Raw genomic sequence first — 20563 nt, 5'->3', positions numbered from 1 at the left:
CGCTCTTCCGATCTCGCTGCAGGCGGCCGCGCTGCGCGACGTCGTCACCACGCTCGCGCGCCGGCTCGTCAGCCCGGCCGAGCGGCTGGAGCGGCAGCGCACGCATCTCACGCAGCTCGCGGTGCGGCTTGCGTCGGCCGCGTCGCGGCCAGTGCGCGACGCGCGCGCGCGTTTCGCGCTCGCGCAATTGCGCTGGCAGCGCGCGCGGCCCGATCCCGCGCACGCGCGCCGCGGGCTGGACGCACTTGCGCAGCGTCTCGCGCATGCGTTGCAGCGTCGTCACGAGCGCGATACCGCGCGCGTTGCCGCCTGTGCGGCGCGGCTCGAGGTGCTGAGCCCGCAGCGCACGCTCGAGCGCGGCTATGCGGCGTTGATCGACGCGCAGACCGGGCGCGCGGTGCGCGCGCCGAATGCGCTCAAGCCGCAGCGCCGGCTGACCGTGCATCTCGCGGAAGGATCGGCCGACGTGTCGCTCGCCGACGTGCAGCCGCGGCTGGCCGATACGATCTGATGTAGTTCGCCGAGCGCGTTCGAGCGCGGCGCGCTGTTGGCGATCGGTCGCCGCGGGCAAGCCGGACAAAGCGGTCGAAACTAGTCGACCGAAACGCACCGACCGAAACGCACCGACCGAAACGCACCGACCGAAACGCACCGACCGAAACGCACCGACCGCCGCGGGAACGAACGCTGCTCGTCGCCCGCCGATTCACCGCACCGGACGTTGCGCGAACGCCGCTTTTCCGCATACCGCGGATAAATGGCCCACGAGTTTGCGGGGTTATTCGTCCTCGCCTACAATCGGACGCTCGGCAGCATTCAACACAGCCTCCCTACATACTCAACGAAGGAATTCGCCATGGCTCATACGCTCCCGCCGCTCCCGTACGCTGAAGACGCACTCGCGCCGACCATCTCGAAAGAGACGATCGAGTACCACTACGGCAAGCACCATCAGGCTTATGTGACGAACCTGAACAACCTGATCCCGGGCACGGAATTCGAGAACCTGCCGCTGGAAGAGATCATCAAGAAGTCGTCGGGCGGCATCTTCAACAACGCCGCGCAAATCTGGAACCACACGTTCTTCTGGAACAGCCTGTCGCCGAACGGCGGCGGCGCACCGACGGGCGCGCTGGGCGACGCGATCAACGCGAAGTGGGGTTCGTACGACGCGTTCAAGGAAGCGTTCACGAAGGCCGCGGTCGGCACGTTCGGTTCGGGCTGGGCATGGCTCGTGAAGAAGGCCGACGGTTCGCTCGACATCGTATCGACGAGCAACGCCGCGACGCCGCTGACGACCGCCGACAAGCCGCTGCTGACGATCGACGTGTGGGAGCACGCGTACTACATCGACTACCGCAACGCACGTCCGAAGTTCGTCGAAGCGTTCTGGAACATCGTGAACTGGGACTTCGCAGCGAAGAATTTCGCCGCGTAAGTGCCGATGCGGCGCGCGCCGTCGCGGCGCGCTGCGTCTGAAGAAAAGCCCTCGTTTCGAGGGCTTTTTCGTTTTCGTCGGATGTGAAGCGGCGTGCCGAATGTGGGTCGCCTGCCGCTCACACGATCGTCGGCGCGAGCCAGCCGAGCGCCGCGCTCGCGATCACGACGGCCCACGGCGGCGCGCGCCAGAACGTCAGCGCGATGAAAGCGACGAGTGCGGCGGCGAAGTCGCGCGGCGACGCGATCGTGTCGGTCCACACCGGATGATAGAGCGCCGCGAGCAACAGCCCGACGACCGCCGCGTTCACGCCGGCGAGCGCGGCCTGCATCCGCGCGCTGGCGCGCAGGCGTTCCCAGAACGGCGCGGTGCCGGCGATCAGCAGGAACGACGGCGCGAAGATCGACGCGAGCGCGATCGAGCCGCCGAGCCAGCCGTTGGGCGCATCGCGCAGCGATGCACCGAGAAAGGCCGCGAACGTGAACAGCGGCCCCGGCACGGCCTGCGCGGCGCCGTAGCCGGCGAGGAAGGCCGAATCGCCGACCCAGCCCGGCGCCACGACGGCCGCCTGCAGCAGCGGCAGCACCACGTGCCCGCCGCCGAACACGAGCGCGCCCGTGCGGAAGAACGCGTCGACGACCGCGAGCGTGTGCGAATGCAGCGCGCGGGCGCCGAGCGGCAGCACGACGAGCAGCGTCGCGAACGACGCGAGCCACAGTACGCCCGCACGATGCGACAGGTGCAGCGGCAGCGTATCGTGCGCCGCGCGCGGCGGTTGCGGCAGCAGCGCGAGTCCGGCCGCACCGGCTGCGACGATCACGACCAACTGCGTCCATGCGGCCGGCACGAGCAGCGCGACGCACGCGGCCGCGGCCATCAGCGTCGCGCGACGCGCATCCGCGCACAGCGTGCGCGCCATCCCCCAGACCGCCTGCGCGATCACGGCGACCGACACGATTCGCAGCCCGTGCAGCGCGCCCGCTTCGAGCGGCGCGCCGGCGGCATGCATGCCGAGCGCGAACAGCATCATCAGCAGCGCGGACGGCAGCGTGAAGCCGAGCCACGCGGCGAACATGCCCGCGTAGCCGGCGCGCGCGAGGCCGATTGCCATCCCGACCTGGCTGCTCGCGGGCCCTGGCAGGAACTGGCACAGCCCGACCAGATCCGCATACGTGCGCTCGGTCAGCCAGCCGCGGCGCGTGACGAATTCGTCGCGGAAGTAGCCGAGATGCGCCACCGGGCCGCCGAACGACGTGAGGCCGAGTCGCAGGAACGCGACGAACACCGGCCACGGGCGGCGGGAATGGACGGGAACGGTCGATGTGCTCAAGGTAGGCTGGGACGGAATCATGCGGTCGGCGAACGGGCGAGCCGCCACGATAGCGCAACGCGGTGCCGGACGGCGCGCCGTTGCAGCGGCCGGTCGCGACGCCTACCGCATGCCGTCGGCCAGCCCGCTTGCGCGGCGCAGCGCGTCGACGTCGACGAGTTCGATTTCTCCGACGTGCAGCCGCACGATGCCGTCGGCCTGCAGCGCCTTCAGCAGCTGATTCGTCGTTTGCCGCGTAAGCGACAGCATCGCCGCGAGCTTTTCCTGCGACAGCCGGATGCGCGTGCGGCCTGCGCTGATCCCGCCGTAGCCGTCCGCGATCATCAGCAGCCGCGCGGCGACGCGCTGGGCGGCCGACATCACGCTCATCGATTCGACGGTCAGGAAGCTGAGGCGCAGCTTCTGCGCCATCAGCAGCGCGAACAGCCGCCAGTATTGCGGCGTCGCGTCGAGCATCGCGAGCAGCGCGTGCTGCGCAACGTGCAGCAGCAGCGTGTCGTCGAGCGCGATCGCGTCGTGCGTGCGCGGCTGGCCGTCGAACAGCGCGATTTCGCCGAACCAGGTCACGGGTTCGGCGACCGTCAGCAACACTTCCTTGCCCTGCGGATCGACCGAACCGATCGTCAGCGCGCCTGCGACGACCGCGTACAGCCCGCACGGCGGGTCGCCGCGCCGGAACAGCGCGTGGCCGGCCGGCAGCCGGCGCAGCGCAGCGTTCGCGAGCAGTTCCGTGCGCAGCGCGGGCGGCAGCGCGGCGAACCACGGGTTCGCTTCGAGCTGCGGCAGATAGGGGGACAGCGACGAGGCCATGGCGCGCGATGTCGGGTAGCTGACAGAGATTGTCGGGCGTGACGGGCATCATAGCGTGCAAAACCTGGTCGGGAGACGCGATGAAGACGCTCGAAGATCACCTTTCGCAGTATGCGGCCTACCATCGCGACGCGCGCAACATCGCGACGCATCTGGTCGGCATTCCGATGATCGTATTCGCGGTCGAGGTGCTGCTGTCGCGGCCGGCGTTCGGCACGCCGATCGGCGTCGCGCTGTCGCCGGCGTGGCTGCTCGCGGCCGGATTCGCGGCGTTCTATCTGCGGCTCGATCGGCGGTTCGGCGCGGCGATGACCGTGCTGCTCGCGCTCGGACTGTGGGCCGCGCACGCGATCGCGTCGCTGCCGACGTCGGCATGGCTCGGCATCGGCGCCGGTGCGTTCGTGGTCGGCTGGATCGTCCAGTTCGTCGGCCACTGGTTCGAAGGGCGCAAGCCCGCGTTCGTCGACGATCTCGTCGGTCTGGCGATCGGGCCGCTGTTCGTCGTCGCCGAAGTCGCGTTCTTTGCCGGGCTGCGCGACGAAGTGCGCCGGGAAATCGAACGGCGGGCCGGCCCCGTGCACGGCGGCGCGCATTCGCACGTGTGACGCGCCCGCGACGCCGATCCGTTGCGCGTGTCCGGCGTCGCGCCTGGGCGGTGCGCTGCGTTCAGTCGCGGCTGAGCGCGGCTTCCCAGTTGATGTCGACGCACAGCACCTGCATGCCGGTCGCGACGGGCGCCGCGACCGACGCGGTCACGCACAGGTGCGCCTCGTTGATCGACAGGTACGGCGGCGTCAGATGCACGCGGCCCGGCGCACGCACCGCGTTGATGAAGTACGGGCGCCGCTCCCAGCTCGCGCCTTCCGAATGCAGCAGCGGCCGGAAGCGCTTCGCGCGTTGCGACACGCTGCCGCGCGCGAGCACGTTGTCGCCGATCTGGCGACCCGACGCATCGAGCAGGAAGCAGCGCGCGGTCTCGGGCAGCCCGAGCACGGCGGCGGCCGCATCGATCAGCGACTCGCCGGCGCCGATCTTCTGGCTCGCTTCCTCGAGCGCGGCGACGTACGGCGCGAGGCGTTCCGCCTGCGTGCGTTCGCGTTGCGCGACGCGCAGCCGCAAGGCCGCCGACAGCGTATCCATGCAGCCGGCCGCGGCCTGCGGCTGTACCGGGTCGACGCTCGGCCCCGCGAAATACTGGCCCTGCACGAAATCGACGTCGCATTCGAGCGCGATCAGCGCGTCGCGCTCGGTCGCGAGGCCGCCCATCAGCACCAGCTGGCCGGATTCGTGCAGCAGCGACACGAGCCCCGGCAGCACGCGCTCGAGATGCGAGTGCTCGCTCGCCTGCGCGAGAATCCCGCGATCGAGCGTGACGATGTCCGGATGCAGGTGCCACACGCGGTCGATGTTCGAGTGTTTCGCGCCGAAGCCGCCGAGCGCGATCAGAAAGCCGGCCTTGCGCAAGCCGTCGACGATCGCCGCGTAGCGCGGCGTCTCGCCGCCGGCCTGCTCCGGCACCTCGAGCACGACGCGGTGCGGCGGCAGCCCGAGCGCCTTCAGGTTCGCGAGCAGCGCGTCGCCGTACACGGTGTCCATCAGCGCGGCCGGATGCAGGCTCAGGAAGAGCCATTCGTCGCGGCTGTCGAATGCGTGGAAGTTGCCCAGATGCAGCGACTCGGCGAGCCGGCCGAGCTCGAGCAGGTCGCCGCGCCGCGCGGCCTGCGTGAACACCTCGTGCGACGCGACCTGACGGTTTTCCTCGTCGTGCGCGCGCAGCGACGCGTGATAGCCGATCGCACGGCGGTGCGACACCGAAAAAACGGGCTGGAACACGCTGAACACGGTGTAGCCGCCGTACAGCACGGTGCGCCGGTTCCCGTCGTCGCCCGCGACGGGGCGCGGCGGCTGAAAGCCTGGGGGATCGATGTCGATCATGCTCATGATGTCGGCCGGGGGAAGGCTGCCAGTTTACCTACAGAATAGGCGAGCAAGAAGCATGCAAAGAATCGCGCCCCGTGGCGGCCGCGTGCGGCCCGGCTGCGCGGCCGCGCGATGCCGCTCGGCTGCACCGCGCTGGTGCGCCGCGCGCCGCGTGCGGGCCGCGTTCGCGCGCATCGCGCGTCATGCGCGTTCGGACGGGTCGGTCTTGCGCGCGGTGCCGCGGATATCGGGCGCCAGCTGCGCGAAGATCCACGCGGACGCCGCGGTGATCAGCCCGACGCAGACGAACGTCGCGTGAAACGCGGGCAGCGTGTTGCTCGGCGTCACGGTGCGCAGCATGCCGGTGAAGGTCGCGAGCAGCGCGCCGGCGACCGTCACGCCGAGGCTCATCGACAGCATCTGCACGAGCGAGAACAGGCTGTTGCCGCTGCTCGCGCCGCCGGTGCCGAGATCCTTCAGCGTCAGCGTGTTCATCGCGGTGAATTGCATCGAGTTGAAGCCGCCGAACAGCGCAAGCTGCACGACCTTCAGCCATACGGGCATCGTGTCGCGCATCAGCGCGAAGCTCGCCATCATCACGCCGACCATGATCGTGTTCGCGAGCAGCACCTTGCGGTAGCCGTGCTTCGTGATCAGCCGCGTGATCACGCGCTTCGAGAACATCCCGGCCGCGGCGACCGGCAGCATCATCAGCCCCGCTTCGAACGCCGAGTAGCCGAGGCTCACCTGCAGCAGCAGCGGGATCAGGTACGGCATCGCGCCGCTGCCGATCCGCGCGAACAGGTTGCCGAGCAGCCCGACGCTGAACGTATGGATCTTGAACAGCTCGAGCGAGAAGATCGGCTGCGGCGCGCGCACCGCGTACAGCCCGTACGCGACGAAACACGCGAGGCTCAGGATCAGCAGCACGAGCACGGCCGCGTGCTGCATCCCGAGATCGGCGAGCCCGTCGAGCGACAGCGAAATCGCGACCATGCCGATCGTCAGCAGCAGATAGCCTTTCACGTCGAAGCGGCCGACTGCCGGGTTGCGCGAGTCGGGCATCGAGTAGAACGTCGCGATGCAGCCCGCGATGCCGACCGGCACGTTGATCAGGAAGATCCAGTGCCACGATGCGATCTTCACGAGCCAGCCGCCGAGCGTCGGCCCGATCAGCGGGCCGATCAGGCCGGGAATCGCGACGAACGACAGTGCGGGCAGGTAGCGCTCGGCCGGGAACGTGCGCAGCACCGCGAGCCGGCCGACCGGCAGCAGCATCGCGCCGCCGACGCCCTGCACCACGCGGAACGCGACGAGCTGCGCGAGCGTATGCGCATTCGCACAGAGCAGCGAGCCGAGCGTGAAGATCAGGATCGCGCTGAAGAACACGCGCCGCGTGCCGAAGGTGTCCGCGAGCCAGCCGGACACGGGAATCATCACCGCCATCGTCAGCGAATACGCGATGACGACCGACTGCATCCGCAGCGGCGATTCGCCGAGGCTGGCCGCCATCGACGGCAGCGCCGTGTTGACGATCGTCGAATCGAGCGTCTGCATGAAGAAGCCCGTCGCGACGAGCCACAGCATGACGGTGAGGTTCTTTTCGCCGGGAGCGGCGGCGGGCGGGCTTTGGAACATGAAGGCGGGGCGGTGGCGCGTGACAGCCGACATTGTAGGCAAACCGGCCCGACCGCGTCGTTTCACGGCGCGTCGCACGCCGGACGCGCGTCCGGCCGCCGGCCGGTACAGTTCAGCCGGAACTGTCTTCAGGCGTATCTGTGCCTGTGCCGCTGCCGTCCGAAATACTGCTGCGATCGAACCGATGCGACGACAGGAGGCGGCCATGCACGAACTGCGGCTTTACGTGATGGACGGCGACGAGCCGGCCGGACGCTGGCGCATCGTCGATCGCACCGCGCTGCACGTGGCCGAAGGCGAGCTGTGGGTGACGATCGAGGGCCGCGCGGACGATCACTGGCTGCGCGCCGGCGACTCGCTGACGCTGTTGCCGCGCATGCGCGTGTGGGTCGGTGCGGGCGCGCTCGGCGCGACGTTCGCGCTGGGGCCGCCCGCCGCGTCGTCCGCACCGAGCGCGCATCCTTGGTGGCGCGCGCTCGCCGGCTGGTGCGGCAGGCGCCATCACGCGGCCGCGTCGTTGCCGACGTAGCGCGCGCGAGGGCGGATCAGCTTGCCGTCCGCGTATTGCTCGAGCGCGTGTGCGATCCAGCCCGCGGTTCGGCCGGCCGCAAACAGCGTAAACGCGGCGCCGTCCGGCAGCGCGAGCGTGCGCTCGAGCACCGCGAGCGCAAAATCGATCGTCGGCCGCAACCCGGTTGCCGCTTCGACGCGCGCGGCCAGCGCACGCGCGTTGCGCAGCGGCGCACGGTCGGGTACGGCCGCGTCGAGCGCATCGAGCAGCGCATGCGCGCGCGGATCGCCGTCGGGATACAGCGGGTGCGCGAAGCCGGACAGCGCGGTGCGGCCGCCGGCGGCGCGTTCGTCGTGCGCGATGCGCCGCGCGACGTAGCGGTCGAGATCGGCCACGCGGGCGGCTTCGTCGAGCAGCGCGCCGGCGCGCAACGTTTCGCCGCCGTGGCGCGGCCCCGACAGCGCGGCGAGTCCGCCCGCGATCGCGCCGAACAGATGCGTGCCCGTCGACGCGATGCAACGCACCGCGAACGTCGACGGATTCAACTCGTGATCGGCGCACAGCACGAGCGCGCGGCGCAGCAGATCGGCTTCGGCTCGCGTTCGCACCCGCCATGCGGCGGCGATTTGTCGATGGATCGGCGCGTCGGTCGGCATGCGGCCGACGAGCGCAGCGGCCGTCACGCGCAGCAGCAGCGCGGCCGAATCGAGCTGCGCGTCGCGTCCTTGCGCCCACAGCCGCGGCAGCGATGCGGCCGCGGCCGGCAGCAGCACGAGCGCGCGTTCGAGCGGTGCGAGCGACGCCCAGCGTCGCGCCCAGTCGTCCCACTGCGACACGTCGAAACCGCTCGACGTCAGCGACGCGGCGGCGAGCCGCGCCGGCGGGCAATCCCACAACGTGGCGGCGGCTTCTTCGAGCGTCGCGCCGTCGGCGAGCGCGATCGCATCGATCCCGCGGTAGCGCAGCCGTCCGTCGGCGATCTGCGTGATCCGCGATTCGAGCACCGGCACGCCCCAGTCGAGCGAACGTTCGGCGACCGCGCCCGCGCGCTTCGCGTCGGCACGGCGGCGCGCGAGCAGGCGGACTTCGTCCGCGTCGTAGCGGCGGCGCTTGCTTGCGCCGTCGGGCAGCGAGCGCAGCAGCCCGCGGCTCACGTACGAATACAGCGTGCTCACGCTCACACCGAGGATGCGGGCCGCTTCCGGCGCGCTGACCAACGTCATGGATCGCTCCTGCCGCGCCGCATGAAGCGCGGCCGCGCTACAACTATTCGTTATGTATCGATTCGCGCAATCAAGATTGATCGCGCCCGGCCGGAATTCTAGACTCGATTCCACCTTCCGATCGCTGCCGACCGCCATGACACCCGAACTCGCATTGACGCATCTGTGGCAACTCGCGCACGGCGACTCCGGCGCGCTGTCGCGTGTCGCGATCAGCGGACAGGATCCGACGCTGCCGTCGACGTTTCACGTGGGCACGCTCGCCGCGGCGACGATCGCGGCTGCCGGGCTGGCGGCGGCCGAATGTCATCGATTGCGCACGGGCGTTGCGCAGCGTGTCGACGTATCGGTGCGCGACGCGCTCGTCGCATTCCGCAGCGAGCGCTATCTGCGCGTGGACGACGGCCCGCCGCCCGAACTGCGGCATCCGGTGACGGGCTTCTACGAGACGGGCGACGGGCGCTGGATCCAGCTGCACGCAAATTTTCCGCATCACCTGCGCGGAATCGTCGACGTGCTCGGCTGCGACGCGCAGCCGGCCGACGTTGCAGCGGCGATTCGCACGTGGGACGGCGCGGCGCTCGACACGGCGCTCGCGAACGCGGGCCTGTGCGCTGCGTTGATCAGAAGCCCGGAAGAATGGGCCGCGCACGAGCAGGCGCGCGCGATCGCGTCGCTGCCGCTGTTCGAGATCGAACGCATCGGCGACGCACCGGTCGAGCCGATCGGCCGCGGCGACGCGGACCGGCCGCTCGCGGGCGTGCGCGTGCTCGATCTGACGCGGATCATCGCGGGGCCGGTCGCCGGGCGCACGCTCGCGTCGCACGGCGCGCAGACGCTGCTCGTCAACGGGCCGCATCTGCCGAACATCGCGCCGCTCGTGATCGACAACGGCCGCGGCAAGCGGTCGGCGTGGATCGACCTGCGCGACGCGGCCGGCGTCGAAACGCTGCGCGGGCTCGCACGCGACGCCGACGTATTCGTGCAGGCGTACCGCCCCGGCGCACTCGCCGCACGCGGCTTCGCGCCGCACGCGCTCGCGCAGCTGCGGCCGGGAATCGTCTGCGTGTCGATCTCCGCGTACGGCCATGCGGGCCCGTGGGCGAAGCGGCGCGGCTTCGACAGCCTCGTGCAGTCGGCGAGCGGGATCGCATGGCGCGAACGGCAAGCCGCGCATGCGGATGCGCCACGTCATCTGCCGTGCCAGGCGCTCGATCATGCGACCGGTTATCTCGCTGCGTTCGGCGCGATGATCGCGCTTGCGCGGCGGGCTCGCGAAGGAGGAAGCTGGCACGTGCGGCTGTCGCTCGCGCAGACCGGGCACTGGCTGCAGTCGTTCGGCATCGTGCCGGACGGCCTGCGTGCGCCGGATTTCGCGACGGACGACGTGCTCGACCGGATCGAGCGGATCGCGTCGCCGTTCGGTGCGGTCGACGCCGTGCGTCCGGCCGAACGTTTGTCGGCGACGCCGCCGTGGTTCGCCCGCCCGCCCGTGCCGCTCGGCACGGATGCGGCGTGCTGGCTGTGAGCGTCGGCGGCGCGTCTACTTGCGCAGCTCGACGACGAAATCGTAATAGTCGTTGCGGCAGTAGGTATCGGTCAGCTCGATCGCGCGCTGGTCGGTCGTGTACCCGATCCGCGTGATCAGCAGCAGCGCGTCGTGCGGCGCGATCCCCATCTGCTCGGCGATCTCGTCGGTCGCGTTGACCGCGCGGAAGTGCTGCAGCGCGCGCACGATCGGCGTGCCGCGCGCTTCGAGATAGCTGTACAGCGATCCGCCGATCGCTTGCGGATCGGGAATCAGCGTCGCGGGGAACGTCGAGTTCTCGACGGCCATCACGATGCCGTCGGCGAGGCGCAGACGTTTCAGCCGTGTAACGGATGCCGCCGGCGACAGCCCGAGCTGAATCACTTCGTCGCGGTTCGCCGGCTGGATCTCGCGCGCGAGCCATTGCGAGCTCGGCTTGAAGCCGCGCCGCTCGAGCATCTCGCTGAAGCTGGACAGCCGCGACAGCGGATCCTCGTAGCGTGGACGGATGAAGTTGCCTGCGCCCTGCGTGCGGCGAATCAGCCCCTGCTCGACGAGCAGCGCGATCGCCTTGCGTGCGGTGATGCGCGACACGCCGAGCGCATCGGACAGCACGCGTTCGGACGGCAGCGCCTCGCCGGCCGTCCAGCGGTTGTCGTGGATCGCATCGCCGAGCTTGCGGGCGAGCTGCAGGTAGAGCGGCGTGTCGTTGTCGGGGTCGGGGCGCAGGTCCTGCCAGCGGTCGTCCGTGGGTGCCTTCATGGAATGGGTATCGATCAGGTTGCGGCCATTCTAAGTCATCATGCCGCACCGTTATAGCCGGTTTTTGCCGTGCAATAGGCGGCTCGCGTGCCGATTGACTACACTGGAGCGCGTCGTACCGGATGTTTCGGCAGTGAAACGCAGCAACGAATCGGCAACGAGGAACGCATGACAGACACGATCGCGACGGTCGTCCTGCCGGACGGCGAAACGATTCCGAAGCTCGGGCAGGGCACGTGGGAAATGGGCGAGCGGCCGGCGCGGCGCGCGGACGAGATCGCTGCATTGCGCGAGGGCATCGCGCTCGGGATGACGCTGATCGACACGGCCGAGATGTACGGCGATGGCGCGACCGAAACACTCGTCGGCGACGCGCTCGCGGGGCTGCGCGACGACGTGTTCCTCGTCAGCAAGGTGTATCCGCATCATGCGAGCCGGCGAGGCGTCGTCGCCGCATGCGACGCGAGCCTGAAGCGGCTGCGCACCGATCGTCTCGACTTGTATCTGCTGCACTGGCGCGGCTCGGTGCCGCTCGAGGAGACGGTCGAGGGTTTCGAGACGTTGCGGCGCGCGGGCAAGATTCGCCACTGGGGCGTGAGCAACTTCGATACGGCCGATATGGTGGAACTCGTCGAAGACGCTGGCGGCGCCGCATGTGCGACCAATCAGATTCTCTACAACATTGCGCGCCGCGGTCCGGAGTTCAACCTGCTGCCGTGGCTGGCCGAACACCGGATGCCTGCGATGGCGTACAGCCCGGTCGATCACGCGCGGCTGCCGAAGCGCTCGCCGCTCGACGAAATCGCGCGCGAGCGCGGCGTGTCGGTGATGCGCGTCGCGCTCGCATGGGTGCTCGCGCAACCGGGTGTGTTCGCGATTCCGAAGGCGTCGCGGATCGAGCATGTGCGCGACAACCGCGCGGCGCTCGATCTCGCGCTGACCGACGACGAGCGCGCGCAGCTGGATGCGTATTTCCGTCCGCCGCGCAGCAAGCGCGCGCTCGAAATGCTCTGACGACGCCGGTTCGCGAGCACGTCGGTTCAGTGGTTGCCGCCGTGGCCACCGCCGCCGTTGCCGCCACCGCCGCCATTGCCGTGACCGCCGCCGCCGGTACCGGTACCGTTGCCGTTGCCGACACCGTTGGCTCCGCCGTTACCGGCGCCGCCATTCCCGTTCCCGTTGCCGTTGCCACCGCCATTGCCGTGGCCGCCATTTTGGCCGCCGCCGTTGCCGCCACCGCCGCCGTTGCCGTGACCGCCACCGTTGCCGCCACCGCCACCGTTGCCGCCACCACCACCGTTGCCGCCACCACCGCCGTTGCCGCCACCACCGCCATTGCCGTGACCGCCGCCGTTGCCGCCACCACCGCCGTTGCCGTGACCGCCACCGTTGCCGCCACCGCCGCCGTTGCCGCCACCGCCACCGTTGCCGTGACCGCCGCCGTTGCCGCCACCATCGCCGTTGCCGTGACCGCCACCGTGGCCTCCGGAACCGCCGTCGCCACCGGAAGACCCGCCACCGGAAGACCCACCACCGGAAGAGCCACCACCGGAAGAGCCACCACCGGAAGAGCCACCACCGGAAGAGCCACCACCGGAAGAGCCACCACCGGAAGAACCGCCACCGGAAGAACCACCACCCGAACCGCCGCTGCCCGAAGCATTACCTCCGCGGCCCGTCCCATCTGTCCCGCCGGACGGCGCGCCGCTCGTCCCGCCGATGCCGGCCGGCCCGACCGCGCCGTTGCCGGTATTTCCGCCGCCGCCCGGAGTGCCGCCGCCCGTGTTTCCGCCGCCGCCACCGCTGCCGGTCGTGCCAATGCCTGCGCCGTTGCCGCCGCTGCGGCCGCCGCCGGCATACACGCGCACCGCGCACGAAGCCTGGTTGCCCACGCATGCCGACGCGTTCTCGGCAAGCATCATCACGGCGTCCACATCGTCAGGCGCCGTATGCTGAGCGGCCGGTATCGGGTTGGTGGAAGAAGCGTCGTCGACGGTTGCAGCGACGACCGGCACGACGACCGTCGAGTCCTGCGCGACGGCATACGAGCAGAAGCACGCCAATGCGGCAGCGGCGAGCACGGCCGCGCGATTGCACCGTCCCGCCGCGCGGAACGGCTGTTTCGTGTTGTCCATCATGGCCTCCCTATGCGCGCGATGCCTCGTCGCCGCGCGACTATTTGCGTGTGTTGCAGGGGGCCAGCAAAGTTGGGTTGTCGTTTCGGCGGCCGATTACGTCCGGACCGGCGTCGAAATCCGGTCGCGGAAGCTCATCGGCACGCGGGCCCGCCGTGCGAATCCCGATCTGCGAGATCCGTGCCATCGGCCGCTCGAGTCCGTGGCGCAAGGCGCACGCAGCGCGGATGACGGACGTGAAACGTCGTGGCGGGCGTTTTGTTTCTGAAATGAAACGTCTGAGGAGCCGGTGCTCAGCGTGCCGCGGCGTGGGCCGCGCGCTGCCAGCGATGGAACAGGATCGACAGGATCCAGCAGATGAGGAACAGCGCGACGATCCCGTAGCCGATCGTGCCGAAGCGCTCGCCGACGGCGTCGAGCGCATCGCGCACCGGGCCCGTCATCGAGAGCTTGTCGGCGAGCAGGCCGGCAGCCTCGATCGCGCCGATCGCGAGCGCGACCGCTGCGGACACGAACGTGATGCTCGCGTTGTAGAGCAGCTTGCGCTGCGGGTCGTCCATCGCCCAGCCGTACGCGTGGAGCATCAGCACGTTGTCGGTCGAGTCGATCAGCGTCATGCCGGCCGTAAACAATGCGGGAAACAGCATGATCGTGTAGATGGGCAGGCCTTGGCTCGCCTGCGCCGCGGCGATCGCGAGCAGCCCGATTTCGGTGGCGGTGTCGAAGCCGAGGCCGAACAGCACGCCGACCGGATACATGTGGCGGCTCTTCGACACGAACCGGAACAGCGGCCGAAGCGCGCGCGACACGAGGCCGGCCGGACGGTGCGCATGGGCGGCATCGTGCGCGTGGCCCGGTTTGCCGCGATAGCGGCGCCACACGTCGCGCAGGATCGTCAGGTTCACGCATGCGAGCACGAGCAGGAACGTCGCGGATACCGCGGTGCCGATCGTGCCGCCGATTTCGCGAAACGCATCGAACCGGTCGCGCAGCGCGAATGCGCTGAGCGCGATGCCGAGCGTCGCGGCGATCACGATCGTCGAGTGGCCGAGCGAGAAGAACAGGCCGACCGTGACCGGCCGCCGGCCGTCCTGCATCAGCTTGCGCGTCGCGACGTCGATCGCGGCGATGTGGTCGGCGTCGACCGCGTGGCGCAGCCCGAGCCCGTATGCGATCGCGGCGGTGCCGAGCAGCAGCGGACGATCGCGCAACACCGCGAGCGCCCACAGCCATACGGCGACGTTCGCGGCGATCAGGCCGGCGTAGAGAATCAGCAGGCGGCGCAGGGCAGGGGACGGCGACATCGGCAAGGTTCCATCGGACGGATCGGACCGATTGTGGCACGCGAAAAAAACGCATGCGGCGCCGGTCGAAAACGATGCGCACGACGAGCGGCGCCGTCGCGCACACGAAAAAAAGCCCGTCCGCTGCAACGGACGGGCCCGGCGTTTCACGCGTTCGCCCGTCTGCCGCGTGCAACGGCGGACGGGCGCGGCGCGTTACTTCGTCTTCGCGTTGATCACCGCTTCCGACACGTTCGTCGGCGTCTCCGCATAGTGCTTGAACTCCATCGTGTACGTCGCGCGGCCCTGCGTGGCCGAGCGCAGCGACGTCGAATAGCCGAACATCTCCGCGAGCGGCACTTCGGCGCGCACGAGCTTGCCGCCGCCGCCGGCGATGTCCTCCATCCCCTGCACGATGCCGCGTCGGCTCGACAGGTCGCCCATCACGTTGCCCATGAAGTCCTCGGGCGTTTCGACCTCGACCGCCATCATCGGCTCGAGCAGCACCGGCTTCGCGCGGCGCATCGCTTCCTTGAACGCCATCGAACCGGCCATGCGGAACGCGTTTTCGTTCGAGTCGACGTCGTGGTACGAGCCGAACGTCAGGCGCACCTTCACGTCGACGACCGGGTAGCCGGCGAGCACGCCGCTCTTCAGCGTGTCCTGGATCCCCTTGTCGACGGCCGGGATGTATTCGCGCGGAATCACGCCGCCCTTGATCTCGTCGATGAACTCGTAGCCCTTGCCGGGATTCGGCTCGAGCGTGATCACCGCGTGACCGTACTGACCGCGGCCGCCCGACTGCTTGACGAACTTGCCTTCGACGTCGGCGGCCGTCGTGCGCACCGTCTCGCGATACGCGACCTGCGGCTTGCCGACCGTCGCTTCGACGCCGAATTCGCGCTTCATCCGGTCGACCAGGATTTCGAGGTGCAGCTCGCCCATCCCGGAGATGATCGTCTGGCCCGATTCCTCGTCGGTCTGCACGCGGAACGACGGGTCTTCCTGCGCGAGGCGGTTCAGCGCGAGGCCCATCTTTTCCTGATCGGCCTTCGTCTTCGGCTCGACCGCCTGCGAGATCACCGGCTCCGGGAACTCCATCTTCTCGAGGATGATCGGCTTGGCCGGATCGCACAGCGTGTCGCCCGTGGTCGCTTCCTTCAGGCCGACCGCCGCCGCGATGTCGCCCGCGCGCACTTCCTTGATTTCCTTGCGCTCGTTCGCGTGCATCTGCAGGATCCGCCCGAGCCGCTCCTTCTTGTCCTTCGTCGCGTTCAGCACCGTGTCGCCCGATTCGACGACGCCCGAATACACGCGGAAGAAGATCAGCTGGCCGACGAACGGGTCGGTCATGATCTTGAACGCGAGCGACGAGAACGGCTCGTCGTCGCTCGGATGACGCTCCGCCGGCTTTTCCGGATCGGCGAAGTCGTGGCCGAGGATCGCGGGCACGTCGACCGGCGACGGCAGATAGTCGATCACCGCGTCGAGCATCGCCTGCACGCCCTTGTTCTTGAACGCGCTGCCGCACAGCATCGGCACGATCTCGTTCGCGATCGTGCGCTGGCGCAGCGCGGCCTTGATCTCGTCCTCGGTCAGCGATTCGTGATCGTGCAGGTACTTCTCGAGCAGTTCCTCGCTGGCCTCGGCCGCGGCCTCGACCATCTTCTCGCGCCATTCGTGCGCGAGATCGACGAGGTTCGCGGGGATGTCTTCGTACGTGAACTTCACGCCCTGGCTTTCGTCGTCCCAGACGATCGCCTTCATCTTCATGAGATCGACGACGCCCTGGAAGTGTTCTTCCGCGCCGATCGGAATCTGGATCGGCACCGCGACGCCCTTCAGCCGCTCGCCGATCTGACGCTGCACGCGGAAGAAGTCCGCGCCGATGCGGTCCATCTTGTTGACGAACGCGATGCGCGGCACCTTGTACTTGTTCGCCTGGCGCCACACGGTTTCAGACTGCGGCTGCACGCCGCCGACCGAGTCGTAGACCATGCACGCGCCGTCGAGCACGCGCATCGAGCGCTCGACCTCGATCGTGAAGTCGACGTGCCCGGGCGTGTCGATGATGTTGATGCGATGTTCCGGATAGTTGCCGGCCATGCCCTTCCAGAAGGCCGTGGTCGCGGCCGACGTGATCGTGATGCCGCGTTCCTGCTCCTGCTCCATCCAGTCCATCGTGGCCGCGCCGTCGTGCACTTCACCGATCTTGTGGCTCACGCCGGTGTAAAACAGGATGCGCTCGGTCGTCGTGGTCTTGCCGGCATCGATGTGAGCGCTGATCCCGATGTTGCGATAGCGCTCGATGGGGGTTTTGCGGGGCACGTGAACCTCCTGTGGTTCGGATCGTAAGCGGGCCGGCGGTGCCGGCCCGGACTTGGAACAAGCGAGACTTCAAGCATAGCGCGTGCGCGCGGCTTTTGCAGATGCGGGCCGCGCCGGCGGAATCAAGGCGCCGCAGTCGGCGGACGCAAAAAAACCGGCGCGCGGCCGGTTTCGGGCGGAGACGCGCGGCGGCGCGTTACTGCGGCTTCGGCAGCCCCTCGAGCTTCATGCCGGGCTTGATGCCCTTCGCGGCGAACCAGCCCTTGCTCATTTCGAGCGCATAGACGCCGTTGTTGCGCGGACAGTGGTTGTCGGTCGTCTCGGCGCGCATCTCGTCGATGTCGGTGATCGTGCCGTCCGCGCGGATGAACGCGATCGACAGCGGGATCAGCGTGTTCTTCATCCAGAAGCAATGCACCGCATTCTCGTTGAACACGAACAGCATGCCTTCGTTCGGCGCGAGCTGCGACCGGTACATCAGCCCCTGTTCGCGGTCGGCGTCGTTCGCGGCCACGGCCGCATCGATCACGTACATGCCGGCGCGCAGCTTCACGCGCGGAAACTCGCTCGGCTGCTTGGCGCCGGGCGGCATCTGCGCGGCGGCGGTCTGCATGCCGAGCGCGAGGACGGCGAGCGCGGCGGGAAACACGACGGCGCGCGCGAGGCGGCCGAGCGACGAGCGCGGGGAGAATCGCACAGCAGGGCTCCTATCTGGAAAACGAGACCCGCATGGTACGCGATGCGCACCGGCGGGCACAAAAAGAAAAAGGCAGATCGCCTTGCGGGATCTGCCTTTCAACGCCGTAAGAACGGCAAGAATGCGTGTTCTTGACTGCGTTATTACAACCAGCTTGCTTAGTTCGAAGCAGCTGCCGGGGCTTCGGCTTCGCTAGCAGCCTTCTTCGCTGCGTGGTGCTTCTTCGCTGCGTGGTGCTTCTTGGCGTGGGCCTTCTTTGCCGGTGCCGAAGCAGCTGCCGGAGCAGCAGCCGAAGCAGCTTCCGGAGCCGAAGCTTGTGCGAAAGCAGCCGTTGCGAAGAGACCAGCGACCAGAGCGGCGATCAGTTTGTTCATGTTGTGTTCCTCAGCTTTAGTTAATTAACCAAATGACCCGGCATAGGAGTCATGACGTCTAACGGTGCCATCCACCTTTCGGTTGACAGACGCTCCGAGAAATTTCTCATTGCGCTGCGGGCGCCGAATCGTATTCGAATAAAACGTCGCTTTCGTGACGCAAACACGGCTCGGCTGCCAATGCCGGATAGCTCAGGGTGGCATCTGCGTGGTTTAACGCGCGGTCTTTGCGGACGGTTGACGAAAAAATCGCAAAAAAAAGCGCGGGCCGCCGATTGTCACCGCGCGTGCGCGAAACCGTCCCACGGCGCGCGCGGCGGCAGCGCGATCGTTTCGCCCGGTGCAATGCCGAGCGCGAATATATCCAGCGCGCCGATGCCGACGCGCACCAGACGCAACGTCGGGAAGCCGACTGCCGCCGTCATCCGGCGCACCTGCCGGTTCTTGCCTTCGGTAATCGCAAGCTCGATCCACGTCGTCGGGATCGCGGCGCGGTAGCGGATCGGCGGATTGCGCGGCCAGAGCGTGTCGGGCGGCTCGATGAACTCGGCGCGACACGGGCGCGTCACGTAGTCGCCGAGATCGACGCCGCGAGCGAGCGCCTTCAGGTCGGCGGGGCCGGGTGCGCCTTCGACCTGCGCCCAGTACCGCTTGACGAGCTTGTGGCGCGGCTCCGCGATGCGCGCCTGCAGTGCGCCGTCGTCGGTCAGCAGCAGCAGCCCTTCGCTGTCCGCATCGAGCCGGCCGGCCGGATAGACGCCGGGCGTTTTTACCCAGTCGCCGAGCGACGGTCGCGTTTCGTGCGCGGAAAACTGGCAAATCGTGCCGAACGGCTTGTTGAGGGCGAGCAGGGTCATCGGAGGCGCCGCCGCAGGCGGGGCGGGCGGTCTATGGCAAATGGCGGAATCTTAATGCATAATACGGAACGGCAAGTCCTCTGTCTTATATAAGACATAAGGGAAGACTTGATACGCAGTGCCGCGGTTCGTGCCGCCGCCCGCAGTTCGGGCGCTAGAATAGCGGCTCGCTGTCGCCGTCACGGGTGGCAACGCCGCCTCGCCGGCGCGCGCAGCTTCGACCAGCATCACCTGCTCAGCCACGTCACTGGAGTCGATCATGCCGTATCAGCACATCAAGGTTCCGGACGGCGGTGACAAGATCACCGTCAACAAGGACTTCTCGCTCAACGTTTCCGATCAGCCGATCATTCCGTATATCGAAGGCGACGGCACGGGCTTCGATATCACGCCGGTCATGATCAAGGTCGTCGATGCGGCGGTTGCGCACGCTTACAAGGGCAAGCGCAAGATCCACTGGATGGAGATCTTCGCGGGCGAGAAGGCGACGAAAGTCTACGGTCCGGACGTGTGGCTGCCGGACGAGACGCTGCAGGTGCTGAAAGAATACGTGGTATCGATCAAGGGGCCGCTCACGACGCCGGTCGGCGGCGGCATCCGCTCGCTGAACGTCGCGCTGCGGCAGGAGCTCGACCTGTACGTGTGTCTGCGCCCGGTCCGCTACTTCAACGGCGTGCCGTCGCCGGTGCGCGAGCCGCACAAGATCGACATGGTGATCTTCCGCGAGAACTCGGAAGACATCTACGCGGGCATCGAGTGGTCCGCCGGCTCCGAGCAGGCGAAGAAGGTGATCAAGTTCCTGCAGGACGAGATGGGCGTGAAGAAGATCCGCTTCCCGGAAACGTCGGGGATCGGCGTGAAGCCCGTGTCGACCGAAGGCACCGAGCGGCTCGTGCGCAAGGCGATCCAGTACGCGATCGACAACGATCGCAAGTCGGTCACGCTGGTGCACAAGGGCAACATCATGAAGTTCACGGAAGGCCTGTTCCGTGACGCCGGCTATGCGCTCGCGCAGAAGGAGTTCGGTGGCGAGCTGATCGACGGCGGTCCGTGGATGCGCGTGAAGAATCCGAAGACGGGCAGCGAGATCGTGATCAAGGATTCGATCGCCGATGCGTTCCTGCAGCAGATCCTGCTGCGCCCGGCCGAATACGACGTGATCGCGACGCTGAACCTGAACGGCGACTACATCTCCGACGCGCTCGCCGCGCAGGTCGGCGGCATCGGGATCGCGCCGGGCGCGAACCTGTCGGATTCGGTCGCGATGTTCGAGGCGACGCACGGCACCGCGCCGAAGTACGCGGGCAAGGATTACGTGAATCCGGGTTCCGAAATCCTGTCGGCCGAAATGATGCTGCGCCATCTCGGCTGGACGGAAGCGGCCGACACGATCATCGCCGCGATGGAAAAGTCGATTCTGCAGAAGCGCGTCACGTACGACTTCGCGCGTCTGATGGAAGGCGCGACGCAGGTGTCGTGCTCGGGTTTCGGCGAAGTGCTGATCGAGAACATGTAAGTCCCGTTCGGGGCGGGCCGGCGCGTTTCCGGCCGCCCCGGCGCCTACTGCCGGCGCCGGGGCGTTTCGTGGATGGCAGGTTTGGTTTGACGGGGCGGCCCCGCATGCGGGCCGCGGCGCCGCGATGCGGCCCGGATGCCCCGCAAGGTACAACATGACGGCCCTCGCAACACCCTCGCCCGGCTGAGCCGGCGCGCCCGTTTCGCGACCGAC

General features: G+C 68.4%; 20 protein-coding genes. 7 read left to right on the top strand and 13 right to left on the bottom strand.

What is annotated here, in order from left to right:
• Positions 1-511 (top strand): exodeoxyribonuclease VII large subunit (locus BUB20358_RS08275; RefSeq protein ID WP_302477217.1); only part of this gene is annotated, 511 nt, incomplete at its 5' end.
• 345 nt (positions 512-856) lie between these two features.
• Complete coding sequence (gene sodB, locus BUB20358_RS08270; protein ID WP_035971835.1) at positions 857-1438, top strand: superoxide dismutase [Fe]; 582 nt, start codon at positions 857-859, stop codon at positions 1436-1438.
• A gap of 118 nt (positions 1439-1556) precedes the next feature.
• Here the strand turns inward: sodB and chrA are convergent, their stop codons facing one another.
• Entirely contained in the window at positions 1557-2789 is a 1233-nt protein-coding gene (chrA, locus tag BUB20358_RS08265; RefSeq protein ID WP_375136219.1) for a chromate efflux transporter, read from the bottom strand.
• 81 nt (positions 2790-2870) lie between these two features.
• A complete protein-coding gene (locus tag BUB20358_RS08260) occupies positions 2871-3578 on the bottom strand; it encodes a Crp/Fnr family transcriptional regulator (RefSeq protein ID WP_006763582.1) in 708 nt (235 codons plus the stop codon).
• Positions 3579-3658: 80 nt separating this feature from the next.
• Between BUB20358_RS08260 and BUB20358_RS08255 the strand changes: the two genes are divergently transcribed.
• Positions 3659-4183, top strand: coding sequence for an Mpo1 family 2-hydroxy fatty acid dioxygenase (locus BUB20358_RS08255; protein ID WP_035971839.1), 525 nt, complete (start codon positions 3659-3661; stop codon positions 4181-4183).
• 61 nt (positions 4184-4244) lie between these two features.
• On the opposite strand, the gene BUB20358_RS08250 is transcribed toward BUB20358_RS08255, so the two are convergent.
• Together BUB20358_RS08250 and mdtD are read right to left on the bottom strand one after the other, a co-directional pair.
• A complete protein-coding gene (locus BUB20358_RS08250) occupies positions 4245-5519 on the bottom strand; it encodes an EAL domain-containing protein (protein ID WP_006763584.1) in 1275 nt (424 codons plus the stop codon).
• A 180-nt stretch (positions 5520-5699) separates the two neighbouring features.
• On the bottom strand, positions 5700-7136 hold the full coding sequence (mdtD, locus tag BUB20358_RS08245; protein ID WP_035971841.1) for a multidrug transporter subunit MdtD: 1437 nt from the start codon (positions 7134-7136) through the stop codon (positions 5700-5702).
• Between the two features lie 205 nt (positions 7137-7341).
• On the opposite strand from mdtD, the gene BUB20358_RS08240 reads away from it, so the two are divergent.
• Entirely contained in the window at positions 7342-7665 is a 324-nt protein-coding gene (locus BUB20358_RS08240; RefSeq protein ID WP_035971843.1) for a DUF2917 domain-containing protein, read from the top strand.
• On the opposite strand, the gene BUB20358_RS08235 is transcribed toward BUB20358_RS08240, so the two are convergent.
• Entirely contained in the window at positions 7638-8870 is a 1233-nt protein-coding gene (locus tag BUB20358_RS08235; RefSeq protein ID WP_045552416.1) for a citrate/2-methylcitrate synthase, read from the bottom strand. The two genes, BUB20358_RS08240 and BUB20358_RS08235, sit on opposite strands and share 28 nt — an antisense overlap.
• 136 nt (positions 8871-9006) lie before the next feature.
• Here BUB20358_RS08235 and BUB20358_RS08230 point away from each other — a divergent pair, with 136 nt between their 5' ends.
• Positions 9007-10398, top strand: a complete 1392-nt coding sequence (locus tag BUB20358_RS08230; RefSeq protein ID WP_006763587.1) for a CoA transferase — start codon at positions 9007-9009, stop codon at positions 10396-10398.
• Between the two features lie 15 nt (positions 10399-10413).
• Here the strand turns inward: BUB20358_RS08230 and BUB20358_RS08225 are convergent, their stop codons facing one another.
• Positions 10414-11160, bottom strand: a complete 747-nt coding sequence (locus tag BUB20358_RS08225; protein ID WP_006763589.1) for a GntR family transcriptional regulator — start codon at positions 11158-11160, stop codon at positions 10414-10416.
• A 168-nt stretch (positions 11161-11328) separates the two neighbouring features.
• On the opposite strand from BUB20358_RS08225, the gene BUB20358_RS08220 reads away from it, so the two are divergent.
• The gene (locus BUB20358_RS08220) at positions 11329-12174 is read left to right on the top strand and encodes an aldo/keto reductase (RefSeq protein WP_035971846.1); all 846 of its coding nucleotides are present in this window, start codon (positions 11329-11331) and stop codon (positions 12172-12174) included.
• Between the two features lie 26 nt (positions 12175-12200).
• On the opposite strand, the gene BUB20358_RS28055 is transcribed toward BUB20358_RS08220, so the two are convergent.
• The 7 genes from BUB20358_RS28055 to BUB20358_RS08185 all read right to left on the bottom strand — a co-directional run bounded on the left by BUB20358_RS28055 (position 12201) and on the right by BUB20358_RS08185 (position 19095).
• A complete protein-coding gene (locus BUB20358_RS28055; protein WP_217456669.1) occupies positions 12201-13295 on the bottom strand; it encodes a hypothetical protein in 1095 nt (364 codons plus the stop codon).
• Positions 13296-13588: 293 nt separating this feature from the next.
• Positions 13589-14599: a HoxN/HupN/NixA family nickel/cobalt transporter gene (locus BUB20358_RS08210; protein WP_035973291.1), complete on the bottom strand. Its 1011-nt coding sequence runs from the start codon at positions 14597-14599 to the stop codon at positions 13589-13591.
• A 195-nt stretch (positions 14600-14794) separates the two neighbouring features.
• Positions 14795-16906, bottom strand: a complete 2112-nt coding sequence (gene fusA / locus BUB20358_RS08205) for an elongation factor G (protein ID WP_035971848.1) — start codon at positions 16904-16906, stop codon at positions 14795-14797.
• Positions 16907-17102: 196 nt separating this feature from the next.
• Positions 17103-17603 carry a DUF192 domain-containing protein gene (locus tag BUB20358_RS08200; protein ID WP_035971849.1) on the bottom strand — a complete coding sequence of 167 codons (501 nt, stop codon included), beginning with the start codon at positions 17601-17603 and terminating at the stop codon, positions 17103-17105.
• A 158-nt stretch (positions 17604-17761) separates the two neighbouring features.
• A complete protein-coding gene (locus BUB20358_RS08195; protein WP_080599357.1) occupies positions 17762-17977 on the bottom strand; it encodes a hypothetical protein in 216 nt (71 codons plus the stop codon).
• Between the two features lie 278 nt (positions 17978-18255).
• Positions 18256-18834, bottom strand: a complete 579-nt coding sequence (locus BUB20358_RS08190) for a pseudouridine synthase (protein WP_006763594.1) — start codon at positions 18832-18834, stop codon at positions 18256-18258.
• 51 nt (positions 18835-18885) lie between these two features.
• A complete protein-coding gene (locus tag BUB20358_RS08185; protein WP_035971851.1) occupies positions 18886-19095 on the bottom strand; it encodes a hypothetical protein in 210 nt (69 codons plus the stop codon).
• On the opposite strand from BUB20358_RS08185, the gene icd reads away from it, so the two are divergent.
• On the top strand, positions 19094-20350 hold the full coding sequence (icd, locus tag BUB20358_RS08180) for an NADP-dependent isocitrate dehydrogenase (protein ID WP_006763595.1): 1257 nt from the start codon (positions 19094-19096) through the stop codon (positions 20348-20350). The two genes, BUB20358_RS08185 and icd, sit on opposite strands and share 2 nt — an antisense overlap.
• Positions 20351-20563 lie beyond the last annotated feature (213 nt).

This window comes from Burkholderia dolosa (genome assembly GCF_902499135.1).
In the GTDB taxonomy this organism is placed as follows: Bacteria; Pseudomonadota; Gammaproteobacteria; order Burkholderiales; family Burkholderiaceae; genus Burkholderia; species Burkholderia dolosa.
The sequence above is the reverse complement of the archived record's forward strand: the minus strand, read 5'-3'. Positions and strand labels throughout refer to the sequence as shown.